The organism is Paraburkholderia caffeinilytica (genome assembly GCF_003368325.1).
In the GTDB taxonomy this organism is placed as follows: Bacteria; Pseudomonadota; Gammaproteobacteria; order Burkholderiales; family Burkholderiaceae; genus Paraburkholderia; species Paraburkholderia caffeinilytica.
Genome location: NZ_CP031466.1, coordinates 3018706 through 3038893 on the forward strand (window position 1 = coordinate 3018706; position 20188 = coordinate 3038893).

17 protein-coding genes and 1 tRNA gene are annotated in these 20188 nt (G+C 61.2%); 9 read left to right on the forward strand and 9 right to left on the reverse strand.

All coding sequences use genetic code 11. The features are described 5' to 3' along the window. The first annotated feature begins 84 nt into the window (after positions 1-84). Entirely contained in the window at positions 85-717 is a 633-nt protein-coding gene (locus tag DSC91_RS13340; protein ID WP_115778864.1) for a helix-turn-helix domain-containing protein, read from the forward strand. Between the two features lie 131 nt (positions 718-848). On the opposite strand, the gene DSC91_RS13345 is transcribed toward DSC91_RS13340, so the two are convergent. Together DSC91_RS13345 and DSC91_RS13350 are read right to left on the reverse strand one after the other, a co-directional pair. Beyond that, a complete protein-coding gene (locus DSC91_RS13345; RefSeq protein WP_115778866.1) occupies positions 849-3866 on the reverse strand; it encodes an FAD-binding and (Fe-S)-binding domain-containing protein in 3018 nt (1005 codons plus the stop codon). Between the two features lie 54 nt (positions 3867-3920). Further along, positions 3921-4958: a DUF1338 domain-containing protein gene (locus DSC91_RS13350; protein WP_115778868.1), complete on the reverse strand. Its 1038-nt coding sequence runs from the start codon at positions 4956-4958 to the stop codon at positions 3921-3923. A gap of 168 nt (positions 4959-5126) precedes the next feature. Here DSC91_RS13350 and DSC91_RS13355 point away from each other — a divergent pair, with 168 nt between their 5' ends. Further along, positions 5127-6065, forward strand: a complete 939-nt coding sequence (locus tag DSC91_RS13355; protein ID WP_175171936.1) for a LysR substrate-binding domain-containing protein — start codon at positions 5127-5129, stop codon at positions 6063-6065. 294 nt (positions 6066-6359) lie between these two features. Here DSC91_RS13355 and DSC91_RS13365 read toward each other — a convergent pair whose 3' ends face one another. Next, positions 6360-7493: a 4-hydroxyphenylpyruvate dioxygenase family protein gene (locus tag DSC91_RS13365; protein WP_115778871.1), complete on the reverse strand. Its 1134-nt coding sequence runs from the start codon at positions 7491-7493 to the stop codon at positions 6360-6362. Positions 7494-7692: 199 nt separating this feature from the next. Continuing rightward, on the reverse strand, positions 7693-8682 hold the full coding sequence (gene pcaQ, locus DSC91_RS13370; protein ID WP_115778873.1) for a pca operon transcription factor PcaQ: 990 nt from the start codon (positions 8680-8682) through the stop codon (positions 7693-7695). A 107-nt stretch (positions 8683-8789) separates the two neighbouring features. Here pcaQ and pcaH point away from each other — a divergent pair, with 107 nt between their 5' ends. Next, positions 8790-9494 (forward strand): protocatechuate 3,4-dioxygenase subunit beta, encoded by a 705-nt coding sequence (gene pcaH / locus DSC91_RS13375; RefSeq protein ID WP_115778875.1) that lies wholly within the window; start codon positions 8790-8792, stop codon positions 9492-9494. 3 nt (positions 9495-9497) lie between these two features. Then, positions 9498-10085: a protocatechuate 3,4-dioxygenase subunit alpha gene (gene pcaG / locus DSC91_RS13380; protein ID WP_115778877.1), complete on the forward strand. Its 588-nt coding sequence runs from the start codon at positions 9498-9500 to the stop codon at positions 10083-10085. A gap of 125 nt (positions 10086-10210) precedes the next feature. Here pcaG and DSC91_RS13385 read toward each other — a convergent pair whose 3' ends face one another. Continuing rightward, positions 10211-10474 (reverse strand): H-NS family nucleoid-associated regulatory protein, encoded by a 264-nt coding sequence (locus DSC91_RS13385; RefSeq protein WP_115778879.1) that lies wholly within the window; start codon positions 10472-10474, stop codon positions 10211-10213. A 475-nt stretch (positions 10475-10949) separates the two neighbouring features. On the opposite strand from DSC91_RS13385, the gene DSC91_RS13390 reads away from it, so the two are divergent. The 3 genes from DSC91_RS13390 to DSC91_RS13400 all read left to right on the forward strand — a co-directional run bounded on the left by DSC91_RS13390 (position 10950) and on the right by DSC91_RS13400 (position 12596). After that, positions 10950-11585, forward strand: a complete 636-nt coding sequence (locus tag DSC91_RS13390; RefSeq protein WP_115778881.1) for a LysE family translocator — start codon at positions 10950-10952, stop codon at positions 11583-11585. A 293-nt stretch (positions 11586-11878) separates the two neighbouring features. Continuing rightward, positions 11879-12082, forward strand: coding sequence for a cold-shock protein (locus DSC91_RS13395; RefSeq protein ID WP_028225987.1), 204 nt, complete (start codon positions 11879-11881; stop codon positions 12080-12082). 289 nt (positions 12083-12371) lie between these two features. Next, a complete protein-coding gene (locus DSC91_RS13400; protein WP_115778883.1) occupies positions 12372-12596 on the forward strand; it encodes a hypothetical protein in 225 nt (74 codons plus the stop codon). A 95-nt stretch (positions 12597-12691) separates the two neighbouring features. Here DSC91_RS13400 and DSC91_RS13405 read toward each other — a convergent pair whose 3' ends face one another. Next, on the reverse strand, positions 12692-14323 hold the full coding sequence (locus DSC91_RS13405; RefSeq protein WP_115778885.1) for an acyl-CoA synthetase: 1632 nt from the start codon (positions 14321-14323) through the stop codon (positions 12692-12694). Between the two features lie 156 nt (positions 14324-14479). Here DSC91_RS13405 and DSC91_RS13410 point away from each other — a divergent pair, with 156 nt between their 5' ends. After that, positions 14480-15226: a Crp/Fnr family transcriptional regulator gene (locus DSC91_RS13410; protein ID WP_115778887.1), complete on the forward strand. Its 747-nt coding sequence runs from the start codon at positions 14480-14482 to the stop codon at positions 15224-15226. A 264-nt stretch (positions 15227-15490) separates the two neighbouring features. Continuing rightward, on the forward strand, positions 15491-17050 hold the full coding sequence (locus DSC91_RS13415) for a methyl-accepting chemotaxis protein (RefSeq protein WP_115779834.1): 1560 nt from the start codon (positions 15491-15493) through the stop codon (positions 17048-17050). 111 nt (positions 17051-17161) lie between these two features. On the opposite strand, the gene DSC91_RS13420 is transcribed toward DSC91_RS13415, so the two are convergent. The 3 genes from DSC91_RS13420 to DSC91_RS13430 form a co-directional block, all read right to left on the reverse strand. Next, positions 17162-17515 (reverse strand): transposase, encoded by a 354-nt coding sequence (locus DSC91_RS13420; RefSeq protein ID WP_115778889.1) that lies wholly within the window; start codon positions 17513-17515, stop codon positions 17162-17164. A 267-nt stretch (positions 17516-17782) separates the two neighbouring features. After that, positions 17783-18925: a porin gene (locus DSC91_RS13425; protein WP_115778891.1), complete on the reverse strand. Its 1143-nt coding sequence runs from the start codon at positions 18923-18925 to the stop codon at positions 17783-17785. Between the two features lie 1107 nt (positions 18926-20032). Then, positions 20033-20120 (reverse strand) — tRNA-Ile (locus DSC91_RS13430). Between the last annotated feature and the right edge of the window lie 68 nt (positions 20121-20188).

Below are 20188 nucleotides of genomic sequence, written 5' to 3' on the forward strand. Positions count from 1 at the left end.
TAGCCGCTAGCCAGCCCCACCCTTCTCAAATGTTATTATCGGAAACATCGAACGCCGCGCAAGGCGAGCATCTAAGCCAGCCCCATGGACACCCACCTCACCAAACCCGCTGATCCATCGACCACCGACCTCGGCCGCCGCGTGCGCGCCGCCCGCCAGGCGCAGGATTTGACGCTCGAAACCGCGAGCCGCCTCTGTGGCGTCTCCCGCTCGACCCTCTCCAAAGTCGAAAACGGTCTGATGTCCCCGACTTTCGACGTCCTGCAAAAGATCGTGCTCGGCTTGAGGATTGAGATTGGCGAACTGTTCGGCTCGACACCCAAGGTCAGCGCCAGCGGCCGGCGCGCGTTGACCCGCAAAAACGAGGGCCAGCGCCACGCCTATCGCGGCTATCAGATGGAGTTGCTCGCCACGGATCTGGCGCACAAGGCGATGTTGCCGTTTCGCATCCGCATCTCGGCGCACACGCTGGATGCTTTCGATGACTGGGGCCGTCACGAGGGCGAAGAATTCCTGTACGTGATCAGCGGCAGCGTGTGCCTCTATTCCGAGTTGTACGCGCCGACGCATCTGAACGCTGGCGACAGCCTGTACTTCGACAGCCGTACCGGCCACGCTGCAGTCTCCACCAGCGACGAAGACGCGGAGGTGTTGTGGATGGCAACCAGCGCCGACATTCCGCAGACGTCGGCGGCTGCGGAACCGACGAAAAAATAGCGAAGGCGCCTGAGCCGCTCGCAGCGCGTGGAAACGCCAAAAGCGAAGGCCAGCGTCGCCCATGCCGACGGCAGCGCCACCGGCAAATGACAATGCCAGTGCCGACACCAATAGCAACGCCGTCGCGCCCCCTAACGTCGCATCGCCAACGCCCGCTGTGCCAGTTGCACGATATGCATCGCGTGCTGACCCGTCCCCTGTTCGATCTGCTCGCGGCAACTGAAGCCGTTGGTCAGCACAATCGTTTCCGCGTTCGCAGCGGTTGCGGCACGCACTGCGGGAAACAGCGAGTCTTCGCCGATCTTCTCCGACAGCGCGTGATGTTTGTCGTCAAAGCCGAACGATCCCGCCATCCCACAGCATCCCGTATCGAGCAATCTCCACTTCACGCCAAGCTTGTTCAGCAACGCGGTATCGCCTTGCATGCCGAACAGCGCCTTCTGATGACAATGCCCGTGCACGATCACGTCCGCAGCAAGCGTCGGCCAATCGAACGGCTGACGCGCGACGAAATCGGAAAATAGAAACGTCTGCGCCGACAGTTGCGCCGCTAGAGCATGACCGGGGAACTGCTTCAGCAGTTCATCCTTGAACACCGATAGGCAACCGGGTTCAAGTCCGACCAGCGGCACACCGGCCGCGATATCGTCCCCGAGGTCGTCGAGAATGGTGCTCAGCAACTCGCGCGCGCGTGCGAGCAAACCAAAGTCGTACAGCGGACGTCCGCAACACAAACGTTTCTTCGGCAGCACGACGTGCCACCCTATCTGCATCAGCACATCGGCAGCGGCCTGCGCAATCTCGGGCGTGAAGTGATCGTTGAATGTATCGACCCACAAGATGACTTTCTTCGCCTCGCCACGAGGGCGAGCATCGAGCTCCGTCTGAGGCGAACGCCGGACACTCTGCCGATACGTCCGCGTAGCAAACTTCGGCAACTCACGCGCTTGCGACACCCCGGCAGCCCACTTCCCAAACGCGGCCAACCCTGGCGCCGACGTCATGAAATTCGTCAATCGCGGGAATCGCGCCGCCCATGGCGCCCATTCGCCAATCCGCCCCATAAACAATGCCTGGCGCGGTCGACGATTCGTCTCGTAGTAATGCGAGAGAAATTCCGCCTTGTACGAAGCCATATCCGTATGCGTCGGACAATCGGATTTGCAGCCCTTGCACGCGAGGCACGTGTCGAGTGCCTCTTTCACTTCACGGCTTTGCCAGCCGTCGGCGATCACGTCGCCTTGCAGCATTTCCCAGAACAGATGCGCGCGGCCACGCGTCGAGTATTTCTCTTCGCGTGTCGCGCGAAAGCTCGGACACATCGTGCCGCCTTCGAGCGAGCGGCACTTGCCCATGCCGATGCATCGTTCGATCTCGCGCTGAAAACCGTCACCTTCCTGGCTCGCGAAGGTGAGCTTCGTTTGCAGTGTCACGGGTTTGTAGGCCGGCCCCATGCGCAGGTTTTCGTCGGCGCGATAAGCATGCACGACCTTGCCGGGATTCAATCGGTTGGCCGGGTCCCAGATCGCCTTGAACTGTTCCATCGCGTGCATCAGTTCGGGGCCGTACATGATCGGCAGGAATTCGGCCTTGGCCTGACCGTCCCCGTGTTCACCCGATAGCGAGCCGCCGAATTCGACGACCAGTTCCGCCGCCTCGCGCAGAAACTTGCGCCACGTCGCGACACCTTCCGCGCTGCGCAAATCGAAGGTAATGCGCGCGTGGACACAGCCGTCGCCGAAATGACCGTATAGACTCGTCTCGTAGCCATAGCGATCCACCAGCGCCTGAAACGCGCGCAGATAATCGCCGAGACGCATTGGATCGACGGCTGCGTCCTCCCAGCCGACCACCGGATCCGGCGTGCCCGCATCCACCGACAAGGCCACCGCCGACGCCCCCGTCTCGCGGATCGACCACACCTTCGCCTGCAACGCGCGATCTTCGACGAGCATCGCCGACACGTTCGGCCCCGCCGTGCCCGACGAGAAATACGCTGCAGCGGTTTGCGCCCGATGCACGACATCGTCTTGCGTATCCGCGCCGAATTCGAGCACGACCCAGGCATCGCCTGGCGGCAGCAAGGCGATCTCATCCTTCTTCAACCCGCGCGCCTGCAAGCCGCGAATGATCGCGCGGTCGAGCCCCTCGATCGCGATCGGCCCGCAACGCATGAAATGCGGCACGGCGTCCGCAGCGGTGTAGATATCGGTGAAACCGACCACAACGATCACGCGTTTCGCCGGACTCTTCACGAGCCGCACTTTCGCCTGCAAGGTCACGGCGCACGTGCCCTCGGTGCCGACCAACGCACGCGCGACGTTGAAGCCATTTTCCGGCAGCAGTTGATCGAGGTTGAAGCCCGACACACGCCGCTTGATCTGCGGGAATTTCGCGCGAATCTGATCGGCGTAGGTGTCGCGTAGCCGCTTGAGCGCGGCGTAGATTTCGCCCTGCCGCCCACCTGCTGCGATGATGCGCTCGAGCTCGTCATCCGAAGTAGGCCCGACCCAGAAACGCGCGCCGTCGAAGGTCGCGATTTCCAGCGCCTCGACGTTCTCCACCGTCTTGCCGGCCATCACCGAATGCGCGCCGCACGAGTTGTTGGCGATCATGCCGCCGAGCGTGCAGCGACTGTGCGTCGCGGGATCGGGTGCGAACGTGAGGCCGTGTTCCTCGGCGGCATCGCGCAAGGTGTCGCAGACCACCCCCGGTTCGACGATCGCAACGCCCGCCACGGGATCGACCGACACGACGCGGTTCACATACTTGCTCGCGTCGGCCACTACTGCGACATTCACGCATTGACCGTTCTGCGAGGTGCCGCCGCCGCGCGGAAGAAAGGGCACATCGTTGCGGCGGCACGCAGCGAGCGTTTCCAGCAGATCGTCGACGTCCGACGGCACCACCACGGCGAGCGGAACTTGCCGATAGTTCGATGCATCCGCGGCATACAGCGCTTTCGAGCCCGGATCGAAGCGCACTTCGCCGCGTACGTTGCGGCGCAGGTCGGCTTCGAGCGCCTGCATCACCGTAGCGGTCCCTTGAAAGGGCCTGGCAACGCGTGGCGCATTCGACGGGCCATGAGCCGCGTCGCTCAACGAAGCGCTAGTACTCGCGCCCTGCTCTTCATCCAATGACGTTCCCACTGCGCCCCTCATATTTCGTGTCCAGCGCCCACACTATTGGCCGGCACGCGTGAATCAAGCCGCCTGGCTCGCCGTCATCCTGAAGATGCCCTGTGCGTTGCCCGCATCGAAACGCAGGTCCGTTTCCCAGCGGCGTGCCTCCTGATCGAAGGTCCGCTTGCGCGTGATGAACTCGTAGAACGAACCCGGCACGTCGCGCCTCACGATGCTGCCGTCGGCCGCACGGAATTCGCGCGGCACGATGTCCGCACGGTACGCGGTCTGAAACACGCGGCCCGACCGCGAACGCTCCACTTCCGGCTTCATCGGACGACCCTTCGCCTTTTCGTCGTCGGAGAGCTTGAAGACGTCCGCGACGCGATCGGTGGCGTGATTGAAGGCGTTGCCTTCCGTCGCGATCCACGCCATTTCCGCCGACTCCTTCAACAATACGTCGTAATCGTCCTCGCGTGGCGTCTCATGCTGACGCGCGAACGCACCGACGATCACCGGCAGCAATGCGTGAGCCGCTTCGAGCGGCAACACGCCTTCGCGTTCGAGTTCCCACAACTGACCGGCGGCTTGCGGCGTCAACGGATCGCGAGACGCACCGATCACATTCGTCACCGCCTGCTGGAATTCCGCCGAAAACCGCTCGGGATGCAATTCGCTGACGAAGAACTGCGCGATCTCGTCGGGCGCGTCGTCATGCGCCCAGGCGCGGCCGGTCATGCCGAGACGGTCGAGCGGATAGCGGCCGTTGATACTGAAGCCGAGCGGCCGCAGGATGCGCGCGAAGGCTGCTTCCCCCGGCGGCAACGCGCCGCTCGCGGGCCAGCGCACGGTGCGCAATGCACCGTGGTCGAAGTAGACGCTGCCGCCGGCGGCGATCGTCTCCCCCGTGTACTGGCGGCCATTCGCCGAGCGCGCCAGCAAGTCTTCGAACAGCGCCATGTTCATCGCCTGCGCCATCTCGGCGCGCGTGACGATGCCGGCTTCCCATTCGTTGAGAATCCGCGGATGGTTCAGCGTGGCGAACAGCCTCGCGGTTTTCTCGGCGCCGAGCAGTTTCAGCAGCAGTTGTTCGACATTCGCATTCTTGATGTTTCGCATATCGGGTCCGTGGAAGGTGCGGCGAGCACGCGTTCGTGTCGTCGAAGATGGCCGACCGGCGTAGTTTCAAGGCGCAAGCACGGCATCGCTGGATGCGAGATTATTCAAATTCGCAGCGCCGCCGTAAAGCGAGATAAAATCGCCACTTGATGCGTTTTTGGAATCATCGTGCGAAAGTTCAAGATCCCCAACATGGGCGCGCTGCTCGCTTTCGAAGCCGCCGCGCGGCATGAGAGCTTCACGCACGCGGCGCGCGAGCTGTTCCTCACTGAAAGCGCGGTGTCCCGGCAGATCAGCACGCTGGAGAACAATCTCGGCGTGCGGCTGTTCGTGCGAGTGAAGCAACGCGTGCTGTTGACCAAGGCGGGCAAGGTTTATAGCGCGCAGGTGCGGCGCTCGCTGGAACAACTGGACCGCGACACGCTTTCGATCATCGCGCATGGCAGCGGCGGCGGTTATCTCGAACTGGCGGTCCTGCCGACTTTCGCATCGCAATGGCTGATTCCGCGGCTGGCGGCATTCAACGCGCAGTATCCGGATGTGCGAGTCAACATGGGCGTGCGCACCGGCACCTTCCCGTTCGCCGATACGCATTTCGAAGCGGCGATTCACTACGGCAAGCCGACCTGGCCGGGCACCTCCGCGGATTTTCTATTTAGCGAGGAAGTCGTGCCGGTGTGCGCGGCGAGTCTGCTGACACGGCCTGTGGAGACAGCGGCCGATCTGCTGGACTATCCGCTACTGCATTCCACCACCCGGCCGGACGGCTGGGCGTCGTGGTTCGCCAACCTCGGCGTCGACGATAACCGGACGATGCAGGGGGTCCGCTACGAGCTCCACACAATGCTGATCAGCGCCGCCGCGGCCGGTCTCGGCATTGCGCTGGTGCCGCGTTTTTTTGTCGACGCACAGCTCGAACAGCTCGGACTCGTGATGCCGCTCGACGCGCCCGGCGTCGCCGACTCGGCGTATTACCTCGTCTATCCGACGGAGTTGAGCCACGGCAAGCCGCTCACGAGCTTTCGCGAGTGGCTGTTGCGGGAAGCGGCGGCATACAGCGCGATGAATCCTGGGCTGGCCCGCGATCCCGATACTGATACCGGTTGATTCCGCGGCGAGCGGCAGATGGTGGGCGATGAGCGGTGAGTGGTAAGCCGTGAGCGGCGCGCGGTAGACGGCGGGCGGTGATCGGCAGTCGGCAGTCGGCAGTCGGCAGTCGGCAGTCGGCAGTCAGCAGTCGGCAGTCGGCAGTCGGCAGTCGGCAGTCAGCAGTCGGCAGTCGGCAGTCGGCAGTCGGCAGTCAGCAGTCGGCAGTCGGCAGTCGGCAGTCGGCACTCGGCAGTCGGCAGTCGGCAGTCGGCAGTCGGCAGTCGGCAGTCGGCAAATGCTAAAACTAAAGCATTAAGCGCCGGCTTGCCCGCGTGCCTGCGCCAACGCGCTCAGATTGCCTTCGCCGAAACCGTGATGTCCTTGCCGCTGCACGATCTCAAAGAAGATTTCGCCGGCACTGCGCCGCACAAAGGTCTGGAAGAACAGCAACGGCACGCCGTCGGCGCCGATCTCGCCATCCACCAGCACATGCGTGCGCTTGAGCCGCTCGACATCGAGCCCATGCCCCGGCAGGCGCGCATCGAGCTGCTCGTAATAGCGCGGGGGCGGCTCGACGAATTCGACGCCGTTCGCGAGGAGTTGCTCGACGCACGCAAAGATATCGTCGGTGGCGAGCGCGATGTGCTGCACGCCCTCGCCCGGATGATCCGGCAAATACTCGTGCATCAGATTCGTGCGGCGCGTGCCTTCTTCATACAACGGCACGCGGATCGCGCCGCACGGCGACACCATCACGCGCGATTCCGCCGACACATGCCAGTTCGCGTGCAGCTCGTGAATTTCACGGAAGTTGAGCAGGTCGCGATAAAAATCGAGCCACTCCTGCATCCGGCCCTCACCGACCGTTTGCGTCAAATGATCGACCGCGACGAGGCCGGTGCCCGCGTGACTCAGATCGGCATGCGCGGTATCGATCTCGATCGGACGGAAGTCGATGTCGAAGATCGAGATGTCGCCAAGGCCGCCGCGCTGGCCGCCACGGCCGCGCCAACGGTCGACGAAGTAAATATGCGAATCGCCGATGCCCTGGATCGCCGGAATCAGCAGCTCTCCCGCGCCGATACGCTCGCCTTCGAACGCCCATGCACCGAGTTCGATCGCACGGTCGAAGGCGCGCTGCGCGTTGGCCACGCGAATGCCGATCGCGCAGATGCCCGCGCCATATTCCTCGGCGTAGCGCTCGGCAAACGAATCCGGCTCGGCGTTGATCAGGAAATGCATCTCGCCCTGGCGATACAGCGTGACGTCCTTGCTGATATGGCGCGCAATCGCCTTGAAGCCAAGTTTCGTGAAGGTCTCGCCGAGCGCCTTCGGCTCGCGCGAGGCGAACTCCACGAATTCGAGGCCGGCGGTGCCGAGCGGATTGTGCTCAGGCGCCGACACGGCGCGCAGCGCGGCGTCTGGTGTGGGCAAGTCGCTGGGCATGGCAATCTCCTTGTACGGTCTTTCGTACGCTGTCGCGCGTGGTCGTGATGTTTTTGCTGTCAGCTGCGAGCCGTCACCCCGCCGCAGTGTGACACCGCCAGCGTGGTGTGCCGCAGCAATACATCCCGCGACGGCTTTTTCACCGTGTTTGTACACCGGGTAGCAGGGCGTTCGCAACCTTCATTTTGTACTGGATGGTTCACGCTTGGCGAATTGGGCGCTTCGACGCACGTTTGGCCGCGGGCTTGCCTGTGGCAGCCGCCATGCGCTGCTGCGCGACCTCGCGCACGGCATCGATGAACGCCCGACCCACCGGCGAAGGCTGCGTGTCCGAGCGCCGGATCAGCCCGACAGGTTCGCCGGTCCCCGTGAACGGCAAGGGCAAACGCACCAGCATGCCGTGCGCCAGTTCATATTCGACTGCGCTCAACGGCACGAACCACACTGCGTCATTTTCCAGCGTCAACGCGCGCCCCGTCGACACCGACAGCACTTCGACAAACCCCGACAACGGCGGCACGCCCCATGCGCTCAACAAACTCTCAGCCGATTGCCGGATCAGTGTGCCGAACGGCGGCAGCACCACTGGAAAATCCTCCAGCGAAGTGGCCGGCAAGCCGGCCCCCAGCGCCAACTGATGCCCCGCGCGGACCACGGCAATCAACGGCTCGCTGAAAAGCTGCTCGAAACTGAGTCCGACCATCCGTTCCGGGTCCGCCAGCCGCCCGATCGCGAATTCGATCGTGCCCGCCTTCAACCGTTCGAGCAACTCAGGGTTGGCGCCGGTGGCGAGGCGCACGATCACGCGCGGCCAAAGCGCGGCGAACCGTTTCAGCACCGGCGGCACCAGCGCCGCCGCGACAGTCGGCAGAATGCCGATTTCCAGCGTCGCGGCCGCCGCGCCTTCCGCGCGCGCAAGCAAGTCCACGCCCTGTCGCAACGCACTGACGCAGGCGCTCGCATGCGGCATGAAGAGCTGCCCCTCGCGGGTCGGCACAGCACCGTGGCGGCCGCGCTCGAACAGCTTCACGCCGAGAATCGCCTCCAGCTCGGCAACCGTCTTGGAGACTGCGGGCTGCGTGATGGACAGACTTTCGGCGGCCCGCTGCACGCCGCCGAACTGGGCGACAGCCAGAAAGCACTGGAGATGACGGAATTTGACGCGGCTGTCCGCGAGGCTGCGTTGCATAACGAAAGGTTATACGAAATGGACGAAAACGTCATTTTTCATAACCGTCTGAGTTAGATAAAGTCGCTTCATAACGCCGTATCCCACAATTCTCGAAGGAGACACTGATGGACGAGTCCTTTCTCACCGCGCGCGATTTCGCGTCCCATCCCGCCTACATTTATCCCGGCTACGGTTCTTCGGTCAAACGCGGTCCGACGCGTCCGCTGATCCCGCTGAAGGAAAAACTGCGCGACCAGCGCGTGCCGGTCTACGGCACGGAAGACCTCGGCGCGCTCGACCACGATCTGACGCGCAATGCCGTACGTAACGGCGAGCCGCTCGGCGAACGCATCATCGTGACGGGCCGCGTGCTCGACGAAGGCGGCCGTCCGGTGCGCAATACGCTGGTTGAGATCTGGCAAGCCAATGCCGCCGGCCGCTATGTGCACAAGAACGACCAGCATGACGCGCCGCTCGACCCGAACTTCCTCGGCGCCGGCCGCTGCATTACCGATAACGACGGCCGCTATCGTTTCCTGACGATCAAACCGGGCGCTTACCCTTGGGGCAATCACCCGAACGCGTGGCGTCCGAACCATATTCACTTCTCGCTGTTCGGCGACCATTTCGGCTCGCGCCTCGTCACGCAGATGTATTTCCCCGGCGACCCGCTGCTGGCCTTCGATCCGATTTTCCAGGGCACGCCCGAGCACGCACGCGACCGCATGATTGCAGACTTCTCGCTCGACACAACGCAAGAAGCCTACGCGCTTGGCTACAACTTCGACATCGTGCTGCGCGGCCGCAACGAAACCCCGATGGAGCGCTAAGCCATGACGACCCTCAAGCAAACACCTTCGCAAACGGTTGGACCGTACTTCGCCTATGGTCTGTGCCCGCAGCAATACAACTTCGACTTCAAGAGCCTGTTTACACCGGTTCTGGCCGACCGCGAGGCGGTCGGCGAACACATCACGATCGTCGGCCAGGTATTCGACGGCGACGGCAAAGTAATCGGCGATGCAATGCTGGAAGTGTCGCAAGTAGACGCGCAAGGCCACTACCCGGAATCACGCGATGAAATCCTGGAGACGGGCTTCCGTGGCTTCGCCCGTGTCGGTACGGGCACCGATCCGCACAAGCGGTTTGTCGTTGAAACGGTGAAACCCGGCCGCGCAAATCCGGACGAGGCGCCGCATCTGAATGTGATTGTGACGATGCGCGGCATGCTGCTGCACACCTTCACGCGCATCTATTTCGAGGACGAAGCCGAAGCCAATGAAAACGATGCCGTGCTGGCAGCAGTTCCGGCGGACCGGCGCGGCACGCTGATCGCGCGTCGCGATCCGAATACGGCCAATGTGTACCGGTTCGACATCTATATGCAGGGCGACAAGGAAACCGTGTTTTTCGATCTGTGACGCGGATTTTCTATACTTTCATATAGCTTTCACTTACACTGGAGATGATCCGTCTTGCGACTGGATCGCGAAACTCCGAGTAGTTAAGCCCGCCCCGCGCGGGCTTTTTTTTTGGATGCTCGCGCTCAACAGCGGAAATGGTCGATGTTCTGCCCGGCGTAGATTGCACGGGCGAGCCAATCCGGCTTGTCGCCGTGACCGTCCCACGTGTTTCCGTAGGCGTCACGGTACATCACGGCCCGGATCGCGCTTTTATCGGCTTCGATCGAATCGGCCAGCGCTTCCATCGTAATGCCGTATTCGTCCATGCGTCGGCGGATCCACACGATCAGGCGCTCACGCGCATTCCCGTCGAGGTCGAACAGCCGTTGTTCTTCTCGCTCTTTCATAACGTACCGGTTTCGCGGCTGATAATGCTCGCGCTGGAAAAACAAAGGCTTCGCTAAACAACGCGAAGCCTAGGTGTGAATCAGATGGGTTGAGTGCGAAACGAACTCACGATGCCGCTCCCGATGCGCGACAACTCGCACCTGGAATCATGCCCAATAAATCCGGGATTTAGGGGAATTCGCCGGCAAACGGCTCGATTCGCGCCCGATCGGCCTTGGTGCTCCAAGGCTGCTTTAGCGTCTGGAAGGTGATTCTAGCATCCAATTTCCGCTGCCCGCAGCAACTGATTGTTTGCCTGCGACGACCGGCTTTCCTTGTCTTTTCCGTTTGCGTTCGGCGCCGGCCAATTCAATTCTTACCGGTTGTTTATGGGTTCGATTTATGGGTTGGATTCGCGCTGACCCAAACCAAAACCTCTCACGCTCATGCTATGTTTCACGGACCCACATCGCCGCCCGTAGGAGACATACAAAAATGCCCGCCTCGACAGCCATCGTCACCATCCTGGCCGCACTGCTGCTCGGTGCCATGAGCCCCGGACCGAGCTTCGTCATCGTTGCCCGCAATGCCATCGGACTGTCACGCGGCGACGGCCTCGCAACGGCTGCCGGCATGGGCATCGGCGGCGTGTTCTTCAGCGGTATCGCCTTGCTCGGCCTGTACACCTTGCTGGCGACCGTAGAGTGGTTGTACGTCGGCTTGAAAGTGGCTGGCGGCCTGTATCTGATCTACCTTGCGTCGAAGATCTGGCGCGGGGCGGCCAAACCCCTTGCGTTCGATGCCACGCAAGCTGTCGCCGCCAACGTGCGCAAATCTTTCTGGATCGGTTTGAGCACACAACTCAGCAATCCGAAAACTGCGGTCTACTACGGCAGTATCTTCGCGGCCCTGCTTCCGCAACATCCGCCGCTTTGGTGCTACTTTGCGTTGCCTCCCGCGATCTTCGCCATTGAAGCCGGCTGGTACACCGTGGTTGCGCTGTGCTTTTCGAGCAAACGGCCGCGCGAGGTCTATTTGCAGTGGAAAGCCTGGATCGATCGCGTCGCCGCAAGCGCGGTGACCGCGCTCGGACTGCGCCTGATCCTGACGGCGCATAAAGTCGGCATCTGAAACAGAGACCCTGCTTGAGCGGCGTGCCGTACCGCGCGGCACGGCACGCCGGCAACGAGCGCAACATGACCACGCGTCCTCGATAGACAAACAGGCCCCATAACAAAACAGTTACAAGATAAGTATTGACGCTGGCATGCCCCGGCGGTTACTGTGGCACCCGAAGTTCAAGAAGTTCGATTGCTGTTCATCAATGTCTCGCTCCTCAGCGGTATTCGTTGTCCTCTCCCTCCTTGACGCTTCATGCGCTCCTCAACAGAGCAAATCTTTCTATTTTTACTCAAGGATTCTTCATGGATACCGGTACCGTTAAGTGGTTCAACGACAGCAAAGGCTTTGGCTTCATCACCCCGGACAAGGGCGGCGACGACCTGTTCGCGCACTTCTCCGAAATTCGCAGCGACGGCTTCAAGACGCTCGCTGAAAATCAGAAGGTGAGCTTCGAAACGAAGCAAGGCCCGAAGGGTCTGCAAGCGGCTAACATCAAGCCGCTGTAAGTTTGAAGGGCCCGGTGTCCGGCAACGGACATCGGGCTGCAGCGACATCCTCGCGGAGCTTTGTCTCCCACAGTTGGCGCGATCGCTTTTAGCTGCATGTGTTGTTCAGCAGCAAGTCCCAAGCGCCAAACGCCTCGTTGCACCTCATTCTCCCCTCTGGCTTTAACGCCCTTTTTAGCTTTCCGACTGCGTTTGGATTCGGCTCGCAATGGCTTGAATCGGCTCATCCGCGTGACCCGCATAGCGGCTCGCACGGCTAGCGCGCACTCGAACATTATTAAAATATAAAATGCAGAACAAACATATTCATCATTACAACGGCTACGCCGTCAAACCCTCGGCGCATCGTTTGCCCGACGGTAGCTTTTCATCCAACCTGCTGCTCGAATGCGCTGACAACACGCGTACCGAAGGGCGCTACCAGTTCTATTCGCTCGACTACTTTCCGAACGAAGAGCAGGCACTGCAGCACTCGGCACGCTGGGCACGCCGCTGGGTCGACACACGCGGCTAAGCGCGAGTCGACGCAGATGCACGCAGAGATTCTGCGCCAGCATCGTTCAGCACCCCATAGCGCGCCATCCGGCGCGCTGGACCATCGTGCGCGGTCTATTCGGTTTCTTCCGCCTTGATCCGCGCGCGCAGTTCGAACTTCTGAATCTTTCCCGTCGATGTCTTCGGCAATTCGCCGAAGCGCACCGCCTTGGGCAACTTGTACCCCGCAAGAAACTGCCGGCAATGCGCGATGATCTCGTCCGCACTCACCTGAGCGCCTTCCTTGAGTTCGACGAAGGCGCACGGTACCTCACCCCACTTCGGATCGGCCATCGCCACCACGGCGGCAACCGACACCGCAGGGTGACGGTACAACGCGTCTTCCACCTCGATGCTCGAGATGTTCTCGCCGCCCGAAATGATGATGTCCTTGCTGCGATCGCGGATACGGATGTAGCCGTCAGGCATCCGCACGCCAAGGTCGCCGGTGTGGAACCAGCCGCCACGGAAGGTCGCCTCCGTGGCGCGCTCGTTCTTCAGATATCCCTTCATGCAGATGTTGCCGCGGAACATGATCTCGCCTAGCGTTTCGCCGTCGTCAGGCACGGGGGCGAGCGTGTCCGGATCGAGCACCGTGACGGCCGCCTGCAGGTGATAACGCACACCTTGCCGCGCGTTCATTTCGGCGCGCGCGATGTCGTCGAGCGTTTCCCATTCGTCCTGTCTGGCGCAGACCGCGGCCGGGCCGTAGGTCTCGGTGAGTCCGTACACGTGCGTCAGGTCGAAGCCGATCTCCTTCATCTTCGCGATCACCGCCGGTGCGGGCGCCGCGCCCGCCACCATCGTCGATACGCGATGCGCGATACCCTCACGCCATTCGGCGGGCGCGTTCGCCAGCGCGCTTTGCACGATCGGCGCGCCGCAATAATGCGTGATGCCCTCACGGCGAATCAGTTCGAATACCGTTTTCGCGTCGAATTTGCGCAGACAGACATTGACGCCGGCACGCGCGGCAACGGTCCATGGGAAACACCAGCCGTTGCAGTGAAAGAGCGGCAAGGTCCATAGGTAGACCGCATGCTTGGGCATATCCCATTCGAGGATATTGCTGAGCGCATTCAGATACGCGCCGCGATGGTGGTAGACCACGCCCTTCGGATCGCCGGTCGTGCCCGAGGTGTAGTTCAACGCAATAGCGTCCCACTCGTCGTCAGGCGAAGACCAGGCGAACTCGGGGTCGCCGGTTTGCAGGAAGGCTTCGTAGTCGATCGCGCGAATGAACTTGTCGGCGTCCGCAGGCATCGCATCGGCCACGCTGATCACGCGCAACTCGGGGAATTCCAGCGCCGCGCGGTGCGCCAATTCGCTGTACTCCGTATCGACGATCAACGCCTTCGCCCCGCCATGACGCAACATGAACAACAGCGACGACACGTCGAGCCGCGTGTTCAGCGTATTGAGCACGGCGCCGGCCATCGGCACGCCGAAGTGCGCTTCTATCATCGGAGGAATATTCGGCAGCAAAGCGGCAACCGTGTCGCCGCGTTCTATACCGGCCTGCCGCAATGCGCTGGCCAGGCGCCGGGTGCGCTCGTAGGTTTCGCGCCAGTTACGGCGAATCGCCCCGTGGACGACCGCCGGCCGCGCACCGTAGACTTCCGCTGCGCGCACGATGAAATCGATGGGCGTCAGCGGGACATAATTGGCCTCGCGCCGCTGGAGGCCTTCTTCGAACATGTGCTTCATCGCTTTGTCTCCTGAGGCGCTGGCCGCGCCGCCGATTATTCTGATTGATGAGCTAGCCTAGCAATCGTCATGGTGAACTGTCTGTCATTCAAATGACAGAGTAGTGCGCCCTGGCTCCCTCAACCAACTTCGCCGCACATGCCCCGCTAGCCGCTTATGGACGACGCACCGTTTTCCGCCGCCGCAGACTCTCGCTCGCACCGGCCCGAACGGGTTCCGCGCGCAGATCTGCCGCGGCTTTTCGGCACCTGCGCGTGGTTCAGGGCGCTCGCCGCCGAGCATCAGGCCATGGTTCTTGCCAGCGCGTCCGCCGGGCGGCTGGAAGGCGGCGCATGGATCGCGCGCCGCCAGGAGCCGTCAGACTACTGGATCGGTGTCCATTCCGGCCTCATCAAACTCGCCATCTACAACGCCTCGGGACGCAGCTGCACGCTCTCCGGCGTGCCGCCCGGAGGCTGGTTCGGCGAAGGCAGCGTGATCAAGCGCGAACTGCGCAAATACGACGTGGCCGCCATTCAGCCTTCGCTCGTGATGTTCGTGCCCTCGGAGACGTTCCATGCGCTGCTCGACTCGAGCCTGCCGTTCACCGGCTTCGTGATCCGGCAGTTGAACAACCGCATGGGTGAATTCATTGCGTCGATCCAGAATAGCCGGCTGCTGGATGTCGACGCGCGCGTCGCCCAGTCGCTCGCGCAACTGTTCAATCCCGACCTCTATCCCGACACCGGGCGCACGCTGGCCATTTCGCAGGAAGAAGTCGGCCTGCTGGCGGGCGTGTCGCGGCAACGGATCAATCAGGCACTGCAAAACCTCGAAAGGCTGCAGATTTTGCGCCTTTCGTACAACCAGATCGACGTGCTGGACCTCGACCGTCTGTGCGCGTTTGGCCGGGAGCAGATCTAGGGCAAGTGCGCTTGACGGCTTCTTGCAGCCCGCCGTGGTCTCCTCCGATCTTGTACGGATTTAGCTCGACTTTCCTCGATGTTTCTCCGATTTTCCCCGACGTTTCCCGCTTTTCGTCAGCCGCCTCAGGCCGGACATTCACGTTTCAGGCTGCAATTTCGGACGCCGGAATAAAGAATCAACGGCAATCGCCGTTATGCCGGCTATGCAACGCAGATTGCAGCCCCTCCCTATTCCGGACTCAACGTAATGTCGAAACCGACCATGAACCGTCTGACACTAAAACAGAAATTGTGGGTGCCGATACTGCTGTGCTGGGCGGCGCTCCTGATCGTGACCGTTGTGAATGCGTTCGATGCACGAAACGCCCAAATGGACGCACGGCGCGCGGATCTGGCCGACGTCACCGACATGGCGCTGTCGATCGTCGCGGATTATGCGAAGCAGGCCGACGCCGGCAAGCTCCCGCTCGACGAAGCCAAACAGCAGGCCATCGCCCGCATCAACGCACAGCGTTATGGCACATCGGGCTACGTGACGATCGTGCGCAGCGATTCGGTGATGGTCGCCCATCCGATGAGTCCGAAGCTGAACGGCAAGGACATGAGCGGTTTCCGCGACGCCAAAGGCAATGCGCTGTATCACGACATCGCGCAGGCAGGCGGCTCGGCGAGCGGCGCAGGCTATCTACGCTACTGGTGGCCGAAACCCGGTGAGACGGCGCCGAGCGAAAAGATCGGCTATGTGAAACGCTTCGGCCCGTGGAACTGGGACTTTATCGCCGGCGCCTACATGGACGACATCCAGGCGCAGTTCTACGCAACGCTCGCGCGCTCGGCCGGCATGCTGGTGTTGCTGGGCGTGCTGGTGTCGTTCGTGGCCTCGCGCGTGGTGCGCAACGTATCGCGTTCGATCGGCGGCGAGCCCTCCACTGCGGCTGCGATTGCCATGCAGATCGCCCGCGGCGATCTCGCCACTCACATCGACCTGCGTCGCGACGATACGTCGAGCCTGCTGTTCTCGCTGCGCGAGATGCGCAATCAATTGGCCGCGACCGTCGCGCGGATCAAGACATCCGCCGAGACGATCACGATCGCCTCGAAAGAAATCGCCGCCGGCAACCTGGATCTGTCGAGCCGTACTGAAGAGCAGGCGGCTTCGTTGCAGCAGACCGCCGCCAGCATGGACGAACTTACGAAGACCGTCACGCAGAACGCCGACAATGCGGCGACCGCGTCGGAACTCGCAGCGGAAGCATCGAATATTGCCGCGCGCGGCGGCGAGGTCGTCAACGACGTGGTCGAGAAAATGGCCGGCATCACCGATAGTTCGCGCAAGATCGGCGAGATCATCAGCGTGATTGAAGGCATCGCGTTCCAGACCAATATCCTCGCGCTGAACGCGGCGGTGGAAGCGGCGCGCGCCGGTGAAGAAGGCCGCGGCTTCGCGGTCGTCGCGGGCGAAGTGCGCAATCTCGCGCAGCGCAGCGCGACGGCGGCCAAAGAGATCAAGGTGCTGATCCATCAGTCCGTTGCGCAGGTCGGCGAAGGCTCGACGCTGGCAGGCAAAGCCGGCAGTACGATCGGCGAGGTGGTCGACGCCGTGCGCCGCGTGACGGCGATCATGAACGAGATCTCGGCGGCCTCGAAAGAGCAGAGCTCGGGCATCGGCGAAGTCAATCTCGCGATCCGCCAGATGGACGATGTAACGCAGCGCAATGCCGCGCTAGTCGAACAGGCTGCGGCCGCGGCCGGCTCGCTCGATGAGCAGACCGAACGTCTGCGCAATGCGGTTGCAGTGTTCAAGGTCGAACACCATGCCTGACTGAGCGGCGCGCTCATGCAGCCGGCAAAAGTAGCCGACTGATCAAAGGCCGTCATCCGGTTGCCGGGTGACGGCCTTTGTCTTTGTCATGCCGGAACAATCCCGAGCCCGCTACACAGTGCGCGGGCCGCTCCTGCGAGTGACAGGCCGCGCCAGCATGGCATCGGTATCGAATAGCGCAAAGGCGATATTGACCAGCACCCCTGAATTCTTCCAGCGCAGATAGTAGCGATGCGCAGTCTGATAGGGCGCATAGCGTTCGGGCATCGCGTGCCACGGCTTGCCCGTGTGCAGCACCCACAGCACACTGTTCACCACGCAACGAATGTCGATGCTGGGACGGCCACGCCGAGGTCCGTGGTCTTCCATTTCAGGCAGGAGCGGTACGATGAGATGCCATTGCTCGTCGGTGAGATCCTGAATGGCCGGCGTGCGATCCAGCGAGTTTGAACCGGAAGTATCCATGCAGTAAGAACGCGCGCTTGCAGCACACGTGCTGGCGTCGCCGCGAAAAATAGAGTCAATAAATCAATCTTTTTGAGACTACCCCAAGCGCGCTTCAAAGAAAGTCAATTATTGTCAGACTCGTGTGCGTAATTGTCAGAAACCGCCATACGTCATTCGCTGACGCAGCAGAAGCTCGCGCCGGGTGCCGGCCACCAAAATGCCGCGTCAATAAAAAAAGGTGCCGCGAACGGCACCTTTTCTACAACAACCCGCTTCTGCTGAAACTTAGAAGCGGTGACGCAGACCGACCGTAGCAGCCGTCTGGTTCTTCGACGACGACGGCAGTTGCGATGCATCGCCGCTGTAGATCGAAGCAACACCGCCGTCGCCCATTGCGTGCTGGTACACGGCTTGAGCGTAGACGTCCGTACGACGCGACAGCGAGTAATCAGCTTGCAGGCCGATCTGGTGGTAACGGGTCTTCATGTCGTTGCCGTCAGCGTTGACACCGTAGCCACGTGCATCGGTGAACGTGTAAGCAACGCCCAGAGCCATAGCCGGGGTCAGGTTGTACTTGCCGTTGACTTCGTAGTTGTTCGAACGACCTTGACGTTGCCCAACTGCTGCGCCAACCAGGTTGTCGATACGCGACTGCGTAAATGCTGCACCGACAGTCGCCGGGCCGAACGAGTACGAAGCAGCTGCACCGAACTCACGCTGACGGAAATTGCCCGTGATCGTGCCTGCGGTGTTAGCCAGCACGCCGTCCGAAGCGCCGGTCGTGTTCGAAGCCGGGTTGTTCTGCTGTGCGTAAGCAGCGCCCAAACGCAGACCTTGCCACTGGTATGCCGCACCAACGCTGTATTCGCGGTTGTTTGCGAATGCGCCAGCCTGGTTCGAGAAGCCGTACGTGCCGCCGAACGTGAAGCCTGCGTAGTTAGCGCTCGAGTACTTGATCGAGTTGTTGACTGCGTAGCCGCCGTTCGTGCTCAGGTTGTCGTTGTTGAACGGGTGAGCGAAGTACGTACCGCCCCAGCTGCCCGTTGCGGTCAGCGGTGCCAGGTAGTCTTGTGCGGAGTCGTATTGGCGACCCAGCGTGACCGTACCGAATTGCGCGCTCGACAGACCGACAAACGCTTGACGGTTGAACATGCCGTTGTTGTTAGCGAACTTGCCGTTGTTGATGTTGAAGCCGCTTTCCAACGTGAAGATTGCCTTCAGACCGCCACCCAGATCTTCCGAACCACGCAGACCGAACATGCTTTGGTTGATGCCGCCGCTACCCGCTGCCCACTTTGCGTTGTGGTTGACGTTGCTGGTGTACGTCAGGCCTGCGTCCAGCAGACCATACAGGGTCACGCTGCTTTGTGCGTGAGCGACAGATGCGAACGATGCGGCAACCGCAACAACGATGAGACTCTTTTTCATGCGTGGGACTCCAGTTCGATAAATTTACTCGGGGAGCAGAGCCTGCCTCAGCAGCGCATTCATCACTCGCTGCCGCCCTGTTGGCCGAACCGTTTCGGAACAGCCGGGCACCCTTTAAACGAAGCGTGAGTGTAGGTGGAGACCCTAGTAGCAACGCCCGCAATTTCCGCAACAGGATCTTTCAGAATCCGCAATAATCCAATTGACGCAGGCCTTAAGTCTTTGTTTTACAGACATTTATCGCAAAATCAGGGCTACGTCACGCCCACGCTAGACAAAAATTCTTTGCAACATCTCAATATTAAAGTTGTGTGTATGCAACAGCATTTAATACGCGTGACGTAATCGGGTCGGAGCGTTTTAAATGGGAGAAATGTCTGATTGCTCGAAATCGGGCAATTGCGATAGCTGATTTCGACGGAGTGTAAATTTATTTTAGAAAAGCGGGAACTTAATTGGCTTAATTCGGTCTTCGATTTAGCGCATGCGGATACTTCACGCCTCGAATCGCCCAATCGCTCTATTGGCAGTATTTAAAAGACATTCGCGGTATGGCCGCTAATTGCCACCCGACCTTATGTCGCGATCGCAGCGGCTCGATTCGATGCCGGCTCCTCCCGGGACCGGCCGGCGCTTGTTTCACGCCGTGGTGGGCAACGTGCACTGAATCACCTGACCAATAAAAAACCGCCGTCAGGCGGTTTTCAGCATTCTGGCTGTCGCTTTTGCTGGCAGAGCGCTTGTTCTGCCACTCCGGCCCGCATAGAAAGTGAAGTCTTCAGCACAGGCATTGCCCGGAGGTGAACTGCGGCGCCGGCCGCCGCGTGACAATAACCCGTGCTGAAAGCGGACGGCATACATTGAACCGCCTTCCGTATTCGTTTAACGGCACACACCTTTGCTTTTTTTGCACGGAGTTTCCCTACTTTCCACCAGTCGTCCGTTATGAGTCGGATGGTGTCCGGCAGCGACGATCCGAAATACACACTGAATTCGGCTTCAGAGAAAATACGGTGCCACCCTTCAATCAGTTGAACTATTGATTCGAATGGCCTTGGCACATGGGAGCCGCGACATGCGCTCGTCAGTGGCGTATTGGGAGCCTTTTGGTGGGCCGGGTCGGAGTCGAACCGACGATGTCCTTTCGGAGGCGGATTATGAGTCCGCTGCCTGCAACCAGCACGGCGTCCGGCCCAAGAAAAAGACCCGGTCTTGAGCGCCGGGCCTATTTAGTGACTGGCCGACATACTACACGAAAAAGGG